This is a genomic window from Paenibacillus sp. BIC5C1, from assembly GCF_032399705.1.
In the GTDB taxonomy this organism is placed as follows: Bacteria; Bacillota; Bacilli; order Paenibacillales; family Paenibacillaceae; genus Paenibacillus; species Paenibacillus taichungensis_A.
Genome location: NZ_CP135922.1, coordinates 6,463,118 through 6,479,054, shown reverse-complemented (window position 1 = coordinate 6,479,054; position 15,937 = coordinate 6,463,118). Strand labels below are relative to the sequence as shown.

Sequence of the window (15,937 nt, the reverse complement as noted above, 5' to 3'; positions counted from 1 at the left end):
TGATCCTATGAAAGACAAACCAGTTACACCGGGAGGTCATAAGAGATGAAAGTATGGAAAAGCGTAGCAAGTGCGGTACTTGTGAGTGTTCTGCTCGCAGGCTGCGGTTCCAATGCGGGTACGGATGGTAAGGAAGAGGGAACTGCATCGGGCAGTACGGTGTCCCTCAAAGTATTCATTGCACAGCCGCGGCTGAAAGAACATTACGATAAATATATAGAACAGTTCAAAGCCAAGGAGAAAGCCGAAAAGAATATTGAAGTCAACGTACAACTGGAGATGCCGCCAGCAGATAATGCGCCGCAGATTCTGAAAACACGACTTGCCTCCAATGATGCACCGGATGTGTTCGCACTTCATGCGGTCAATGAAATTCCACCGTTCAGCAAAGCGGGTTATCTGGAAGACCTCTCGGGTCAACCTTTTGTCGATAAATTACTGGATTCCGTTAAGCCTTCTGTAACGGATGCGTCGGGTAAAGTCGTGGCCGTTCCTTTGGAAACGTTATCTTGGGGATACCTGTACAATAAGGATATTTTCAAAGAACAGGGGCTAGAGGTACCTACCACTTTGACGGAAATGAAAGCGGTCGTGGAAAAGCTGAAAGCAGCCAACATCACACCGTTTGAACTGTCCTACAAAGAGGCATGGATTCCACAACTGTTCCTGCCACTTACTGTAGGTGCACTGACTCAGTCAGAACATAAAGACTTCTTGGATAAGATGAATCAGGATCAAGGTTCCTTCTCAGATATGAAAGCCTTGTTCGACATCTTCGATCTCGTCAATGCCAATGGTACGGAGAAAGCACTTGAAGTGGGCGGCGATGATGGTTCAGCAGCCTTTGCAACGGGCAAAGCAGCCATGTGGATTCAAGGACCTTGGTTTGCAGAAACCATTCTGAAATCCAATCCGGATATCAACTTTGGCGTAGCTCCACTGCCAATCAATGACAACCCGGATGATACCAAAATCAACCTGAGCACATCGACTTCACTGGCCGTATCTTCATCCAGCAAAAACAAGGAAGTGGCACTCGATTTCGTGAACTATGTTCTCGATGACAAGGATTCAAGTGCATTCTATGAAGCACTAAAATTCAATCCGGTTGCCAAAATTCATGACTTCAAAAGTTTCCCTTGGGTAGACGATGCCCTGAAATATGTTAATGAAGGCAAAGCGTATCAAGATCCTTCCATTCCTCAAGCCGTTAAGGATGAATCAGGCAAAGCGCTGCAAGGTTACTACTCCGGACAACTGGATCAGCAGCAGGTGATTGATGCGCTCGACAAGGCGTGGAAATCCTACAACAAAGTCAACAAGTAAGCAGATGAAACGGCTGGCAGAACGGTCTTCGTTCCCCCGTTTCCGCGAGTCTGCTTATAGTGAAAAGGGGGAGAACCAATGGCTACGAATGTATTCAAGAAGTATCTGTCGCTGCTAGCGTTCACTGCGCCTGCCTTTGTCATCTATGCCATTTTCCTGCTGTATCCGACATTTAGTGGCTTGTTCTACAGCTTGACGGACTGGAATGGTCTGAACCGGGATTACAGTTTTATCGGTCTGGGGAACTTCGTGGAGCTGTTCAAGGAAGATCCCGACTTTCTGAATTCCCTGTGGTTCACGTTGAAATATGTGGTGTTTATGCTGATACTGCAAAATGGAATTGCCTTGCTGCTCGCCGTGTTCATTGAGACACGGACGCGCAGCAAGGGGTTATTCCGGACCCTGTTTTTCATGCCGAACATGATCAGTACAATCATCAGCGCCTTTATGTGGACATTCATCTTTTCTCAGGTGCTGCCGCAGCTGGCCGAGAAGTTGGCGGTCTCCTTCTTGGACCAACAGTGGCTGGGTGATCCGAAATTCTCATTCTACTCCATCCTGATCGTATCGCTCTGGAATGGTGTGGGATATATGATGATCATCTACCTGGCTGCACTCCAGGGTGTGCCGAAGAGTCTGAAGGAAGCGGCTGTTATTGACGGAGCCAACGCGTTCCAGGTACTGCGTAATGTCGTATTGCCGATGATTACTCATGCCGTGACAATCTGTTTCTTCCTGACACTGAACGGTGCCTTCAAAGTATTTGAAGTTGTGTACGGTCTGACAGGTGGCGGTCCAGGCAGAGCCACTCAGGTCATTACGATGAATATCTATGAAGAGGCATTCTCAAACAATTTTAGATACGGATATGCCAGTGCCAAGTCGGTTGTGTTATTCGTCATCGTGCTCATCTTCACGCTCATTCAGATTACGGTGATGAAGAAGAAAGAGGTGGAAGCATGAGGATGCAACGAATTAACAGCTACCTGATTCGACTGCTGCTGGTGCTGGGCTCCCTCGTCGCAATGCTGCCTATCTACATGGCGATTGTGAACTCATTCAAAACACAAGGCGAAATGTTCCAGTCCTTTATAGCTCTCCCAACGACATTTCATTGGGAAAACTACTCGGATGCATTTCACAAAATCAACCTGCTGGGCAGCTCCTTGAACTCAGCGATTGTATCCTTCCTGGGTATTGGCGGTATAGTATTCTGCGCTTCATTGGCCGGATACAAGCTGTCGCGTACTTCAGGCAGATTGAGCAACCTGATCTTCTTCCTGTTCGTGGCATCCATGCTCGTTCCTTTTCACTCGATCATGATTCCGCTGACACGGGTTGCCAAAGGACTTCACGTCCAAGGAAGCACATACGGATTGGCCCTGATCTATATTGGACTTGGTGTAAACATGGCCATCTTCCTCTATCACGGGTTTGTTAAGTCCATCCCGCGTGAATTGGAAGAGTCGGCACAGATGGATGGATGTAATGAGTTCCAGACGTTCTTTCAGATCATCTTCCCACTGTTGCTGCCAATTACGGTCACCATCGCCATCTTGGACTTCCTGTGGATCTGGAACGACTTCCTGCTGCCGCTGCTCATGCTGACGGATGTGAATCGCTATACACTGATTCTGTCCACGAACATGCTGTTTGGCGAGTACAATAAGGAATGGCCGTTGATTCTGTCCTCCCTTGTACTTACCGCGATTCCAGTAGTTCTCATCTATGCGTTCTTCCAAAAGTTCATCATGGAGGGCATTGCAGAAGGGGCGGTAAAAGGGTAAGGAAAACCTGCTTGCGATCTAGATGTTTCTGTCTTATTAATACAAAAACTCAAAAGAACCGCTTTGATCTGAGGGATGTCATTCATTCCTTCCGATCAAGGCGGTTTTTCATTTCATGATGTCATCAGCTTTTTGACTGCCTGTGCCAGCAAGTGAAGACCACGCTCCATCTCATCCGTTGAAGCATAGGCATAGGACAGACGAATGTGCTCTGCATCCAGACGGTCATAGAGATACCCCGGATGGATCAGCACATGTTTCTCCAGACAGGCATGGAACAGTTCGCGAATGGATAGAGGACTGGCGGTAAATCGGAGCCAGATATAAAATCCTCCGGCAGGTACGCTCCACTCGGCGAGTTCACTGAAATCGCGTTGCAGAAGATCTAGCATAAAGTCTCTGTGTCTGCGCAGTTCTGGCCGCAGGCGATCCATATGCTGCTCATGGTATCCATCGGCAAACCAGAGTGCTGCAGCCTCCTGAGCGAGGGAGCTGGTGCCATAATCCGTCTGCATCTTGATGTCTGCGAGGCGACGGATGACCGGCTCCGGCCCAACCAGCCAGCCGAGGCGCAGGCCGGGGCTGACCGCCTTGGACAAGGTGCCCATATGCAGCACCCGTCCATCTTTATCACGCGCCTTCAGCGATGGCGGCGGGGGCTTGTCCAGCCACAGGTCGCTGTAGGCGGCATCTTCCAATATGGAGATGCCGGTGTTCCGTGCTGTGGCGAGCAGTTCTTCCCGGCGGCTGTCACTCATGACGGAGCCGGTAGGGTTATGGAAGCTCGGAATCGTGTAGAGCAGCGAGATGCTGTCCCTGTTTGCATTATTCTGTACGGCATCTTCCAGACGCGGAGTGTGTATTCCTTCGGCATCCATCGGAATGCCGCTCATTTTCAATCCGGCCGATTGGAAGGCATGAATGGAGTACAGATAAGATGGTTTCTCCAGCAGGACCGCCGATCCGCGGGGCAGAAGCCCGACCGAGATAAGGTGCAGTGCCTGGAGAGAGCCGGATACGATCAGAATGGAGTCAGGGGAGGCTTGGATGCCACTTGCTTGCAAGTAAACGGACAAAGCCTGACGGAGCTCCAGACTACCCTGAGGTTCGAGGTAGTTTAGTGTACGAGAATGACTGGATAGAGCAAGGAGGATGTCGTTAAAAGCCTCCTGGGGCATCAGTTCAGGGGCAAGCTCACCTGTACCAAGCCTGATGATGCCTGGCTGGAACTCGGCCCGATTAATCTGCTGTACCTCTGGCAGATTGGGATAATACCAGCCTTCTTCGATGGCTTCTTCCCAGTTGGGCAGGGCTCCGTGAGCCAGCGCTCCGTGAGCCAGCGCATGCCAGCCAGAGCCACAGACATATGTTCCGCCTCCATGTCTGCCTTCAATCATGCCTGCTGCGGCCAGATTTTCCAGTGCAGTGACCAGCGTGCTGCGGTTCACACCCATGGATTGAGCCAATGTTCGTTGGGAAGGAAGCCGATATCCTGCGGTCCATTCCCCGGCTGTAATTTTCTCGCTGATATAGACTTCAATCTGTCGGTACAGAGGTAGGGAATGGGAGGGGTCCGGCTTCCAGCTGCCCCCTTGTCGAGAATCGGAACGATTCATGGGTAGATTTGCCTCCCTTATAGAATGAGTGATGGGATTTACGTGTTCTCTTATTTTGAACACTATATCATTTGGTTGGGTCCGATGCCATCCAAGTGGTTGGTTACGCCTGACGTTATCTCTACTACTATGGAGACATATCTAAGGGGGATGAACGATGGGTGTAATTATTCACGCGGTGGTGCTGGCGTTTGGTCTGATTTTGCCACTTGGTGTACAAAATGTGTTTATTTTTAATCAGGGCATGACTCAGCGAAGTTATGCACGGGCGCTGCCAGCTATAGTAACCGCAGGACTCAGTGATACGTTGTTGATTGGAGCAGCCGTCGGAGGGGTGTCCCTCATTTTGCTGCAATGGCCGCTTCTGGCGAATGTATTGTATGCAGGAGGGAGTGTGTTTTTGCTCTATATGGCATGGAGCATATGGAGGTCATCCGGGCCTGCGAACAGTTCAGCAGCAGTGCTGTCTGCGGGAAGACAGATCGCCTTTGCTGCTTCCGTTTCCTTGCTTAACCCGCATGCCTTGCTGGACACGGTAGCCGTAATCGGCACCAGTTCACTTCAATACGAAGGGGTGGCACGCTTTTATTTTGCAATAACGGCGGCAGTGGTATCATGGGTATGGTTTCTGGGACTGGCAGGTGCTGGCAGGCTGGTAGGTAGAACAGATCGTACAGGCCGGGTCAGTGTTTTCTTTAATCGGTTGTCCGCTGTAGTCATGGTCGGAATGGCGTGCATGATGTTGTGGAAGCTGATCCTCTCGTAAAAATAGAAAAGAATCCCCTCACATTAAACGTGTGGGGATTGTTTATATGCTGGCCATATACTTAATGCGCCAAATGAGTACTCTATATTATTCTGCCTTCAATAGCATGGATTCAATGAAAGCTTTGAGATCCTGAGATGCATTGTTCAGTTGATCAATCACCTCGCTGAACTCGGTGACGAGTTCGGCCTGCTGGTTGCTGGATTGGGCGATGGATGTAATCTCCTCTTCCATCTGACGAATGGAATGCTGTACTTCCTTCAAAGACTGTTCAATGTTCACTGTAGCTTCTTTGGTTCCGGTGGATAATTTGCGTACTTCGGTAGCAACAACGCCAAAGCCAGCGCCTGCTTCTCCTGCTCGAGCTGCCTCAATGGCAGCATTCAGGCCTAGCAGGTTCGTCTGCTCCGAAATTTCACGAATAAATGAAGCCACTTTGGTGACTTCACTGGAGTTTTGCACCGCCATCCGTGTGTTGTCCAAAATCTGTGAAGATGAAGCGGTCAGTTGCTGGGACTGGGCAGCTACAGTCTGAACCATATCGGTTAACTTACCGCTGATTTCTCCGATCAAGTCGGTGAAGTGCTCCAGTTTTTCCTCGTTTTTGAGTGAAAATCCAATGGCCAATGCGCCTACGATCTGGCCTGCTTCATCTCGAAGCGGGGTAGCCGCAGAGTTAATGGGAGTCCCGTAATGATGCGCTTCAATACGATTGGCTGAAGTCTCACCATGGATAAGTGCCCGGCGTAGTGTAGGATCTTCAAGCGAGATCGGATCTCCAGCCTTGATACCGAGATCCAAATCTTCGCTCCGAACGTAATACCGGAACTGTTCCATATCGGTAACAGCAATCATCAAATCATTTTCCTTGAGCATGATTTTAAAATACGGGCTTGCTGCAACAAGTGCTTCAACAATATTCAATTGGATCAACTCCTATATATGTGTGCGTATTATCGTGATGTATTGTATATTCATCGTCAGAATTGCTGGATTCTTGAAGGCCTAAATAGGGCAAATGGCAGAATAATTTTATTTTAATTTTGAAATCAGGAAAATGGATCAAAAAGGTTAGACAAAAGAAAAATATATGAAAAAAAAGCTGCTGAGGATCATCTGACCTCAGCAGCTTTTAGTACATTGATAATGGCTGTATTTTGTGAAGTATATCGGGTGCTTACATTTGTTATATCTGCCTGCGCTGATGCACATACATATGGATGTGTTACCCGCCGGATCACGCTTTTCTAACCACCAATCTGGGACATCCGTCGTACCGTCGGTGTATGACTTTGCATTTTTTGCTCTAGGGCCAGCGCCATTTCGTGATTCTTCGGTTTGGTGCCAAGGGCCTTGAGGAAGAGAGCTGCCATAGCATCGGGGGCATCTACGAAGCGGCGAACATTGTATTCATCCGACCAGTACAGACAAGCTTTGATATGCCCGTCTGCTGTCAGGCGGAGTCGGTTGCAGTTATCACAGAAGTGATCACTGACCGGATGGATCAATCCGAATGTCCCTTGTGAACCGGCAATCTTCATGTTTCGTGATGGACCATTACCTGCCGGACCTGTCGTATTTTCCACCGTCCAGCCAGCCTCCGCGCATACGTCCGTGACTGCTTCCAGCGGCAAATACGATTTGCGCCATGAATCTGAAGCCTGCCCAATCGGCATATATTCAATGAAGCGCACATGTAATGGCTGATCTATGGTCATGGCAATGAAATCTTTGATCTCATCATCATTGATGCCCTTCATTAAGACGACATTCAGCTTGATCGGAGCAAGTCCAACTGCCGTGGCGGCTTCAATGCCTTTTAGCACCTTATTTACATCCCCGCCGCGAGTAATCATGGAGAACCGGCTCGCCTGCAGGGAATCCAGACTAATATTAATCCGGTTCAGTCCAGCATCTTTCAGGGCCTGGGCCTGTTTGTCCAGCAACAATGCATTGGTAGTTAACGCAATATCTTCAATCCCGTCAATGGCCGAGATCATACTTACGAGTTGATGCAGATCTTTCCGTACCAGAGGCTCGCCTCCGGTCAGACGGACTTTGCGCATTCCCATTGGAGCCAGCACTTTGAGCACCTGTGCGATTTCCTCGTAGCTCATAATTTGGTCATGCGGGGCAAATTCCATGCCTTCTTCGGGCATACAGTACACACAACGCAAATTACAGCGGTCCGTAACAGAAATACGGATGTAGTCATGTATTCTGCCAAAAGAATCCTGGAGCATTTCCATGCAGACCACCCTTTCATTGATTCAGATTGGAAAGCTTCTATATGAGATGAACCGACAATATCTAAACCAACAGTTGCATCAAATTTTAGCTATTTCTCCAATCCGCGTCAATGATGACGTCAGGTAATTACGTTTTTATCGGAAGGGGTCAGTTGAAATTGTCCGACAAGCTGTTGCAAGAAGACCGTGATGGCTTCTACATTGTGCGATGAATGCTGAACGTGCAGCATGTCGTTAATAAGCTCGACCATCTCAGCTTCCACCTCCGAAGACGTGGAACGGTTTTTGTGGCTGATGGCTGCGATATTCTCCATCAATACCACGACCTGATCTACAACCTGTGTTCTTTGGGGCTCTTCAGCCGTCGCACTTTGGAGCAAACGCGAAGCAGCCTGAACAAGGGTGGTGCCTTCAGCCAGCACCTGATCGCCTTCCTTGATGGATTGTGAGGCTGCTCCTGCCGCTACAGAGATATTATCCAGAATCTGATGAATATCTTCCGTGGAGGAACGGGATAGTTCGGCAAGTTTGCGGATTTCACCGGCAACGACGGCAAATCCACGTCCGTGTTCGCCAACATGGGCTGCTTCTATGGAAGCATTCAGTGCGAGCAGGTTGGTTTGTGCCGAAATTTCATCAATGACAGCAAGTGCACGGTAGATGTCCTGCATGGTCGACATAAAAGATAGAATCGTATGGTTGGTGTCGGACACTGCTCCAGAAATCTGAGTCATTTTGTCTCCGATACGCTCCACTTCCTGACGCGCAACGTCAATCTGCTCTGTGGCGGACACTTCAAGTTGCTGTAAGGTGAGGCGCATTTCGTCGGCGGCTACTTTGGCCTGATCCAGGTCCTCTAGCTGCTTGCGTATCCCCTGAATCATGGAGCCGAGTTTGAGATTTACACGTTCGGTTGTTCCATGTGTAGTTTCCGTTGACGCCCGCATCTGGTGCTGGTTGTTCATCACATCCACGGTGGCAAGCTGTACCTTGAGCATAATTCCTTCAAGAGAGTCGATCATATTATTAATCCATTTCGCCAGCTCACCTGATTCATCCTGGGCAAAAGCCGACGTATCCAGACGCTGGGTAAGATCCCCTTTGCCTTCGGCGTTAATTCGAATAAATCGGCTAATGCGGCGTAAATCCTCATGGACCCGTTGAACATGTTTTCGTTGCAGCTGGCTTGCAGTCAGGAATCCATAGATGATATTAAAGGCAGCGATGGCTGCTGCGCTCCATGCACTTCCAGTCAGCGCATATACAAGTGCCGCTCCCGCAATGCCCGACAACAGGATGTACAAGCTGTGCTGCTTGAATTGGCGCCAGCCAATGCTGCGTATCCGGTACACTTCCTCCAGGTCACCTTCACACATCATGCCCCACAGATCCGGACAGTGGGGAAGCTGGAACGTGATGCCTTTACCAATAACTGATATATGACGATAGTCTGAATAACCCGGAAAAGCCACAAACAGATTGGAGCCATTGCGAATGGTATTCGCTACACCAGGATGCAGTTCGTTGGTGGAAGGATCGGTAAACATCAGTTCCAATTCGGTATGTTCTTTAACAGATACAACGCCCCATTCGGTGGTTACGCCGTCTTTCAGATTCTCCCCATGAGTGAATGTAAGATCCTCGAAGCGGCTGCGGGACAGGGCAGTCCCGGGTTGAAGCGTGGGCCGCAGTCTTGATTCAGCCATAAAAAGATAATTATCCCCGGAATCGGGGTAGATGTGGCCTGATTCACGTTGGATCAGATCGCCCAATACATCATTAGGCACACGACTGCACAGGGAACCGATGTAACGGCCGTTTTCCATGATAGGTTCGATAAAAATCAAGGTTACATCATCGTGAAAAGTGGAAGAACGTGGTCCAATTTCTAGTGTGAGCGGATCAGAATAAGGTCCAAACAAGCACTTTTGTCCGTTGATATCCGCTTGGGTATGCCTCAATCCTGGTCCTATCAAATCATTTCCATCTTCGTAGACTTGTCCAATATGTTTCTTATATGTAGAAAATACAACCTGGTTTTGCTCGTTCAGCATAAAAAGCTCAGTACTATCCGTAGCGCGTACATAACTTGCTGCGAACCATACCTCCAATCCTTGTACATCTTCCGTACTTTGCAGTACACCCTGCGGATGAACGGTCCGTATTTGCTGAAGCAATCGATCCAGATGATTCCACTGCTCTTCAGCCCAATCCATCAAAAGCTGCCGCCGGGTCTCGGCGATCCCCTCAAATATTTCTTCTACATCTTGCTTAATATTTGCATTCAACCGATACGACCGCCACAGCGGCCACCCTTTTCTCCATCCCAGCCAATCAAACATACGGACCACCCCGATTTCTGATTTTGAAAATCTTTTGCGAGACTGTTCGGAAACGCGATTATCCAGCCACTATGGGTGGTGGACGGGAATCAATGACACCGCCTTCATGATCCCAGAACCAGACACCGTATCGGGGCGAGATTTCACGTCCTTCTATATGAGCATTTTGCGAAAATGCTGTTATCAATGTTTATACAAGAAAATCACCAAGAATACGAGGGTATATGTCATATTTTCCGAATATTTATTCAATAAATACAAATGATTATGCGCCTTTATTTGAATATTACAAGAGTTCTGTGTGAGTGAAGAAGATGTTAGATAACATACACGGACATTGACATGTTTAGGACTGAGAATTGGTATTATTTTACACTGTGTAACATGAACAGGCCCATATTCAAAACAGTCTGTATAATGTAATTCCGGCCCAAAGATATATAGTATTACCTAACAAGCAAAACCTGTTACGTTCGTGTATATAAACCTTCCATTCAGCCTTGGTGTGAAAAGATTGCGAGCTTCCCGCGAAAAGGAGAATGCCTATGTCCTCTATCATCGTCCCCGACACCTGCCATATTGAGCTGGATCATGTGTCCGTTGTATTTGGCAGTGGAGCACAACAAATTACCGCTTTGTCCGATGTTTCATTTCAAATCCATTCCAATGAATTTGTCTCTCTGCTTGGTCCCTCGGGGTGTGGCAAGTCCACCCTGCTGCGACTCGTAGCCGATTTGCTCCAACCAACGACAGGCAGCATCCGTGTTGCCGGAGAAGAACCGGAGCGGGCGCGGTTGCAGCGCCAGTTCGGTATCGTGTTCCAGACTCCAGCTCTGTTTGATTGGCGCACGGTGCGCCACAATGTAGAGCTTCCACTGGAACTGCTCGGCACAAGCCGGAAGGAGTGCCGCCGCATGAGTGGTGAACTGCTTGAAATGGTCGGGCTGACCCGTTTTGCTGACCATTATCCATGGCAGCTCAGTGGGGGCATGCAGCAGCGTGTTTCCATTGCACGTGCACTCGCGCTTGATCCGCCATTGCTGCTTATGGATGAACCTTTTTCCGCACTGGATGAATTCACGAAGGAGAAGCTGCAGCTGGAGCTGCTTGATATTAAGCGATCTACAGGCAAGACATTCCTTTTTGTTACACACAGTATCCCCGAAGCCGTATTTCTATCTGATCGAATCATCGTCCTCTCCGCACACCCTGGTCAGGTGCACTCCATTCATTCCGTCAACCTGCCAGCTGAGCGGGACCGAGAGCTGAGGGAAACCGAAGCCTTTTACCGCATGATGACCACCATCCGCAATTGTTTCTATGAGGAGCGTGATCCAATCCATGTTCCTGCACACCAATAAGCTGGGTTTTCGCTCCTGGGTAGTGATCTGGATTTTGTCCGTATTGCTCCTGTGGGAAGGTATCGCCTGGATTCTCCACTTGTTCATGTCACCCCAGCAAGCAGCATCCCGTCTTCCTTATCTCCATGAGGTTCTCGCAGCCCTGTTTCGGTACTCAGGCACATTGGCTGAACAGGGGGCCGTAACGTTTGGGAATGCAGCGATCGGTTTTGCCGGTGGGACCGTGTTGGGTCTGCTGTTGGCCCTGCTCATGAGTGTGGCGGCTTGGGTGGAACGCACCTTATCTCCGTATGTCATCTCTTCCCAGATGGTGCCCGTAATCGGTCTTGCGCCCATTGTCTATGGCATCATCCATAACGCCGAGTGGGCCCGAATTATAATGGCGGCTTACGTTACGTTCTTCCCGATTATCATCCACACACTCAAAGGATTAAAAAGTGCAGCACCGGAGCATCTGGAGCTTATGCGTTCCTGTGGAGCTTCCCTGCCTGCGCGTTATATCAAATGTCTGCTGCCCTCAGCGCTGCCCGGTCTGTTTTCCGGTATGAAAATAGCTGCTCCACTTGCAGTCACCTCTTCCATTGTGGTGGAGCTAATGGGAGCCCCGGATGGACTTGGTGTACTGATGGTCAGTTCCTTGTATTATGGCAGTGCCCAAATTGGCATGTTCTGGGCGACCATCATGCTCAGCATTGGCATTGGACTCATCTCGTATCTTGCCATCAGCCTTGCTGAGCGCTGGCTAACCCCATGGCAGCCCGAATTCAGGGGCAAGGGAGGGCGTGCTGCATGATGAATGAAAGTGTGGTGGTAAGCCGCAAAGGTGAGGAGGGTGCGACGGCAGCTGTCTCAGGTACGGTATCTATTGGGGAGTCTATCGCGGATTCGGTTAGGGTGACATCCCCTTCAAGTACGGATATCGATGGACATCAGGGACAAGCCGGACAGAGGCGGCTGGGTAGTGGTGTTCGCAAAAGATCAATTGGACTGCGCCTACTGCCGTGGCTTGCCGGAGCCTTATTTCTTACCCTGTGGCAGCTTCGATTGTTCCATCAGTTATTCTCGCTTGAAAGTTACCAATTGCCTGTTCCGTCAGCGATTGCAGCGTCCATCAGGGAAAACGCAGAGATGCTTTTCCGATACGCGATGTATAGCGGAACCGAGATGCTGGGTGGTTTTCTGCTCGGCTCCTTGCTGGGAGCCTTGGCCGCTGCGGGTGCATCCTTTTTCCCGACGAGCGGCAGGGCGGCGGTTGCCGTGATGTCAGCACTGAACGCCGTTCCGATTGTTGCGCTGGCCCCGATTATGAACAACTGGTTTGGGGATGGTATCTGGTCCCGAATTGCCGTTGTGGCTGTAATTACGATGGCTGCCATGGCTGTCAGTTTATTCAAGGGCTTGACCTCGATTCAGCCGCAATACAGTGATCTGATGGGTGGTCTTGCCGCCAGTAGGTTGCAGGTTTTCGTGAAGCTGCGCTGGCCACATGCAATGCCTTCCCTCTTCGCAGGTCTGAAAATTAATATGTCGACCAGCATTATTGGCGCCATTGTGGGTGAATTTTTCATCGCCTCCCAGGGGCTGGGTTACTTGCTCTCGGATCAGATCCGACTGGCAAACATGCCACTTGCCTGGTCCTGTATTGTTATCGCTGCCGTGCTCGGTATTGTGTTGTATGAGGCCGTCGTTCTGGCCGAGAAACGGCTGATCCCGTGGAATCATGCACGTACCGATCCGTAAAGCTCATCAAGGTGCCAACCACAGATTGATTGACTCGTGAAGCAGGGCTTCACAGTACCTGATTGAAAATCCTTATATAAACAGGGGGTTGTTCTGTATATGTACAAAACGTTAAAACCGGGTTTTCTGGTGCTGGTACTGTTGGTCGTTGCGATGCTGGGAGCATGCTCTGCGAAATCAGAGCCGTCCGTCACCCCTGCCGCTGCCAGCTCGGAGGGAGCGGCAGGGTCAGATCAGCCCTTAACCAAAGTGAAGATTCAGCTCAAATGGGTGCCTCAGGCTCAGTTCGCCGGGATATATGCGGCTAAAGAGAAAGGTTTTTTTGCAGATGAAGGTATTGATGCCGAGATTATTCCGGGTGGCCCGGATATCGTGATCGAACAGCAGGTGGTCAACGGCGCAGCCGATGTGGGCATCACTGGGGTAGACAGTTTGCTGGTCAGTCGGGATAACGGTCTTCCGCTGGTCTCCCTCGCCCAGATTTCGCAGAAGAGCAGTTATCGATTGATTGCCAAGAAGTCCGCAGGTATTACCGATCCCGCCCAGATGAAAGGCAAGAAAGTGAGCACATGGTTCGGTAGCCAGCAGTTTCAGGTTCTCGCTTTTATGGAGAAGAACGGCCTTGATCCAAAGAAGGATATTGAACTGGTGAAGCAGGGATTCACAATGGATCAGTTTTTCAATGATCAGGTAGATGTGGCGACGGCAACGATCTATAACGAATATCACGTGGTACTGGAAAGCGGAACGAAAGAGTCTGATCTGGATGTGTTCAATATTGAAGATGCCGGTGTTGGGATGCTGGAGGATACGCTGATTGCCAAGAAGGATTGGGTGGACAGTAATAAAGAGCTCGCGGTGAAAGTGACCCGTGCCGTTCTGAAGGGCTGGAACTACGCCATCGACAATCAGAATGAAACGGTGGATATCGTGATGAAGAATGTGACGGACGGCAGCACGACCCGCGAACATCAGGTGACCATGCTTGAAGAGATTGCTAAGCTGATTCGCCCGGAAGGATTTACGGAGAAACAGGTGGGCAGTTTTGTGGATGAATCGTTTACCCGAACTGCGGATATTGCCCTGAAGTATGGCTTGATCAAGAAAGCCGCCAATCTGGATGAAGCACTGGAGAAAAGCATCTATGAAGAAGCGGTGAAATAAGCGTGGACGAACATTTACACAAGAACAAAGAGTTCAGAACAATTTGAAGAAGCGAAGCGTGCGCCTAAAAGCTTTCAGGAAGAAAGCTTCATCGGAAGATGGTACTGCAATCGGAGCGGTCAAGTGTAAAGTCCATAGGTTCAGCTTGGAGAGGAGGATGACGAATGAGTTCAGTTGATCAGCAGCCACAGCCGCTTGGTGGTACGAAGGAAGAATGGCTGGAGAAGGATCGCAAATACGTATGGCATCACATCTCGCCTCATAACGATCATCCGATGATTGCGGTAAGTGGGGAGGGTAGTTGGATCACCGATCAGGATGGTACACATTATCTGGATGCGATGTCTGGACTGTGGTGTGTGAATGTGGGCCATGGCCGTGAGGAGATTGCGAGAAGTGCCTACGAACAGATGAAAGCACTCGCATATGTACCGATGACGCAGAGTCACGAACCGGCGATTTTGCTGGCAGAGAAGCTGAATGACTGGTTGGAAGGGGAATATCGAATATTCTTCTCCAACTCGGGTTCAGATGCGAATGAGGTGGCTTTCAAAATAGCCCGTCAGTATCACCATCAGAATGGTGAGCCTACTCGGCACAAATTCATCTCCCGTCACCGTGCCTATCACGGTAACTCCATGGGCGCACTGGGCGCTACGGGGCAAGCCGCCCGCAAAATCAAATACGAGCCGCTGGGTGTAGGCTTCTCTCATGTACCGCCTCCTTATTGCTACCGCTGTCCATTTGGACGAAACAAGGATGGGTGCGGAATGGAATGCGCCACCATCTATGAAGAGGTTATTCGCTGGGAAGGGCCGGAGACGGTAGCTGCGGTTATTATGGAGCCGGTCATTACAGGGGGCGGCATGATTGTCCCTCCTCCAGAGTATATGCGTACCGTGCAGGAGATTTGTGAGCGTTATGGGGTGCTGTTCATTGTGGATGAGGTCATCTGCGGATTTGGACGCTCCGGGCAAAAATTCGGTCATCAGAATTATGGCGTGCAGCCCGATATCGTCACGATGGCAAAGGGAATGACGAGTGCGTACGCTCCATTATCGGCGACTGCCGTTCGAGCGGATCTGTATGAAACGTTCAGAGAACCCGGAACCAATTCACACTTTCGTCATGTGAATACGTTCGGGGGCAATCCTGTATCCTGCCGCGTGGCACTGGCGAATCTCGAAATTCTGGAACGAGAGAATCTGGTTAGCCGTGCCGATGAACTTGGATACCTGCTTCGGGATAAGCTGGAGCCGCTGCTGGAGTTATCGGTGGTCGGAGATATCCGAACATTTGGCTTCGCCTGTGGGGTGGAGCTGATTGAGGCCGATGGTTCGCCTGCTCATGCGGATAAGGTCATGAAAGTGCTGGCAAGCTGCAAAAAGGACGGCATTCTGATTGGCAAGAACGGCGATACGGTACCGGGATTTGCGAATATTTTGACCATCTCTCCGCCGTTTGTCACCACCGAGGAAGAATTGGATCTGATCGCTGGCAGTTTGTTGACTGCACTCCGTAGTTTGGATGCTGGGTAGTGATGGAGGAGAGGCGCTAATCTAGTGGGATCTCTATTTATATCGTAC

General features: G+C 49.8%; 13 protein-coding genes. 9 read left to right on the top strand and 4 right to left on the bottom strand.

Annotation, left to right across the window (positions count from 1 at the left end):
* The first annotated feature begins 45 nt into the window (after nt 1-45).
* The 3 genes from RS891_RS29105 (at nt 46) to RS891_RS29095 (ending at nt 3,113) form a co-directional block, all read left to right on the top strand.
* Entirely contained in the window at nt 46-1,326 is a 1,281-nt protein-coding gene (locus RS891_RS29105; RefSeq protein ID WP_113052943.1) for an ABC transporter substrate-binding protein, read from the top strand.
* A 78-nt stretch (nt 1,327-1,404) separates the two neighbouring features.
* Nucleotides 1,405-2,289 (top strand): carbohydrate ABC transporter permease, encoded by an 885-nt coding sequence (locus tag RS891_RS29100; protein ID WP_064641854.1) that lies wholly within the window; start codon nt 1,405-1,407, stop codon nt 2,287-2,289.
* Nucleotides 2,286-3,113, top strand: coding sequence for a carbohydrate ABC transporter permease (locus RS891_RS29095; RefSeq protein ID WP_076287550.1), 828 nt, complete (start codon nt 2,286-2,288; stop codon nt 3,111-3,113). The genes RS891_RS29100 and RS891_RS29095 overlap by 4 nt, the downstream gene beginning before the upstream one ends.
* A gap of 113 nt (nt 3,114-3,226) precedes the next feature.
* Here the strand turns inward: RS891_RS29095 and RS891_RS29090 are convergent, their stop codons facing one another.
* The gene (locus RS891_RS29090; protein ID WP_315793847.1) at nt 3,227-4,729 is read right to left on the bottom strand and encodes an aminotransferase-like domain-containing protein; all 1,503 of its coding nucleotides are present in this window, start codon (nt 4,727-4,729) and stop codon (nt 3,227-3,229) included.
* Nucleotides 4,730-4,886: 157 nt separating this feature from the next.
* Here RS891_RS29090 and RS891_RS29085 point away from each other — a divergent pair, with 157 nt between their 5' ends.
* Complete coding sequence (locus RS891_RS29085) at nt 4,887-5,495, top strand: LysE/ArgO family amino acid transporter (protein WP_113052941.1); 609 nt, start codon at nt 4,887-4,889, stop codon at nt 5,493-5,495.
* Between the two features lie 87 nt (nt 5,496-5,582).
* Here RS891_RS29085 and RS891_RS29080 read toward each other — a convergent pair whose 3' ends face one another.
* The 3 genes from RS891_RS29080 to RS891_RS29070 form a co-directional block, all read right to left on the bottom strand.
* Nucleotides 5,583-6,419, bottom strand: coding sequence for a methyl-accepting chemotaxis protein (locus RS891_RS29080; protein ID WP_315793846.1), 837 nt, complete (start codon nt 6,417-6,419; stop codon nt 5,583-5,585).
* A gap of 323 nt (nt 6,420-6,742) precedes the next feature.
* Nucleotides 6,743-7,744, bottom strand: coding sequence for a GTP 3',8-cyclase MoaA (gene moaA / locus RS891_RS29075; protein WP_113052939.1), 1,002 nt, complete (start codon nt 7,742-7,744; stop codon nt 6,743-6,745).
* 119 nt (nt 7,745-7,863) lie between these two features.
* Nucleotides 7,864-10,086 carry a methyl-accepting chemotaxis protein gene (locus RS891_RS29070; RefSeq protein ID WP_315793845.1) on the bottom strand — a complete coding sequence of 741 codons (2,223 nt, stop codon included), beginning with the start codon at nt 10,084-10,086 and terminating at the stop codon, nt 7,864-7,866.
* A gap of 545 nt (nt 10,087-10,631) precedes the next feature.
* Between RS891_RS29070 and RS891_RS29065 the strand changes: the two genes are divergently transcribed.
* From RS891_RS29065 to RS891_RS29045, 5 genes are all read left to right on the top strand, one after another.
* Nucleotides 10,632-11,447, top strand: coding sequence for an ABC transporter ATP-binding protein (locus RS891_RS29065; protein WP_315793844.1), 816 nt, complete (start codon nt 10,632-10,634; stop codon nt 11,445-11,447).
* Complete coding sequence (locus RS891_RS29060; protein ID WP_309304323.1) at nt 11,416-12,240, top strand: ABC transporter permease; 825 nt, start codon at nt 11,416-11,418, stop codon at nt 12,238-12,240. The genes RS891_RS29065 and RS891_RS29060 overlap by 32 nt, the downstream gene beginning before the upstream one ends.
* Nucleotides 12,237-13,187, top strand: a complete 951-nt coding sequence (locus RS891_RS29055) for an ABC transporter permease (RefSeq protein WP_258530605.1) — start codon at nt 12,237-12,239, stop codon at nt 13,185-13,187. The genes RS891_RS29060 and RS891_RS29055 overlap by 4 nt, the downstream gene beginning before the upstream one ends.
* Before the next feature lie 99 nt (nt 13,188-13,286).
* A complete protein-coding gene (locus RS891_RS29050) occupies nt 13,287-14,351 on the top strand; it encodes an ABC transporter substrate-binding protein (RefSeq protein ID WP_315793843.1) in 1,065 nt (354 codons plus the stop codon).
* A 164-nt stretch (nt 14,352-14,515) separates the two neighbouring features.
* A complete protein-coding gene (locus tag RS891_RS29045; RefSeq protein ID WP_113052934.1) occupies nt 14,516-15,889 on the top strand; it encodes an aspartate aminotransferase family protein in 1,374 nt (457 codons plus the stop codon).
* The last annotated feature ends 48 nt before the right edge of the window (nt 15,890-15,937 follow it).

What these genes read in the sequence shown, in the direction of transcription:
- RS891_RS29065 (WP_315793844.1), top strand. Translation starts at nt 10,632, where the DNA reads ATGTCCTCTATCATCGTCCCCGACACCTGCCATATTGAGCTGGATCAT.
- RS891_RS29100 (WP_064641854.1), top strand. Translation starts at nt 1,405, where the DNA reads ATGGCTACGAATGTATTCAAGAAGTATCTGTCGCTGCTAGCGTTCACT.
- RS891_RS29045 (WP_113052934.1), top strand. Translation starts at nt 14,516, where the DNA reads ATGAGTTCAGTTGATCAGCAGCCACAGCCGCTTGGTGGTACGAAGGAA.
- RS891_RS29055 (WP_258530605.1), top strand. Translation starts at nt 12,237, where the DNA reads ATGATGAATGAAAGTGTGGTGGTAAGCCGCAAAGGTGAGGAGGGTGCG.
- RS891_RS29085 (WP_113052941.1), top strand. Translation starts at nt 4,887, where the DNA reads ATGGGTGTAATTATTCACGCGGTGGTGCTGGCGTTTGGTCTGATTTTG.
- RS891_RS29090 (WP_315793847.1), bottom strand. Translation starts at nt 4,729, where the DNA reads ATGAATCGTTCCGATTCTCGACAAGGGGGCAGCTGGAAGCCGGACCCC.
- RS891_RS29070 (WP_315793845.1), bottom strand. Translation starts at nt 10,086, where the DNA reads ATGTTTGATTGGCTGGGATGGAGAAAAGGGTGGCCGCTGTGGCGGTCG.
- RS891_RS29095 (WP_076287550.1), top strand. Translation starts at nt 2,286, where the DNA reads ATGAGGATGCAACGAATTAACAGCTACCTGATTCGACTGCTGCTGGTG.
- RS891_RS29105 (WP_113052943.1), top strand. Translation starts at nt 46, where the DNA reads ATGAAAGTATGGAAAAGCGTAGCAAGTGCGGTACTTGTGAGTGTTCTG.
- moaA (WP_113052939.1), bottom strand. Translation starts at nt 7,744, where the DNA reads ATGGAAATGCTCCAGGATTCTTTTGGCAGAATACATGACTACATCCGT.
- RS891_RS29050 (WP_315793843.1), top strand. Translation starts at nt 13,287, where the DNA reads ATGTACAAAACGTTAAAACCGGGTTTTCTGGTGCTGGTACTGTTGGTC.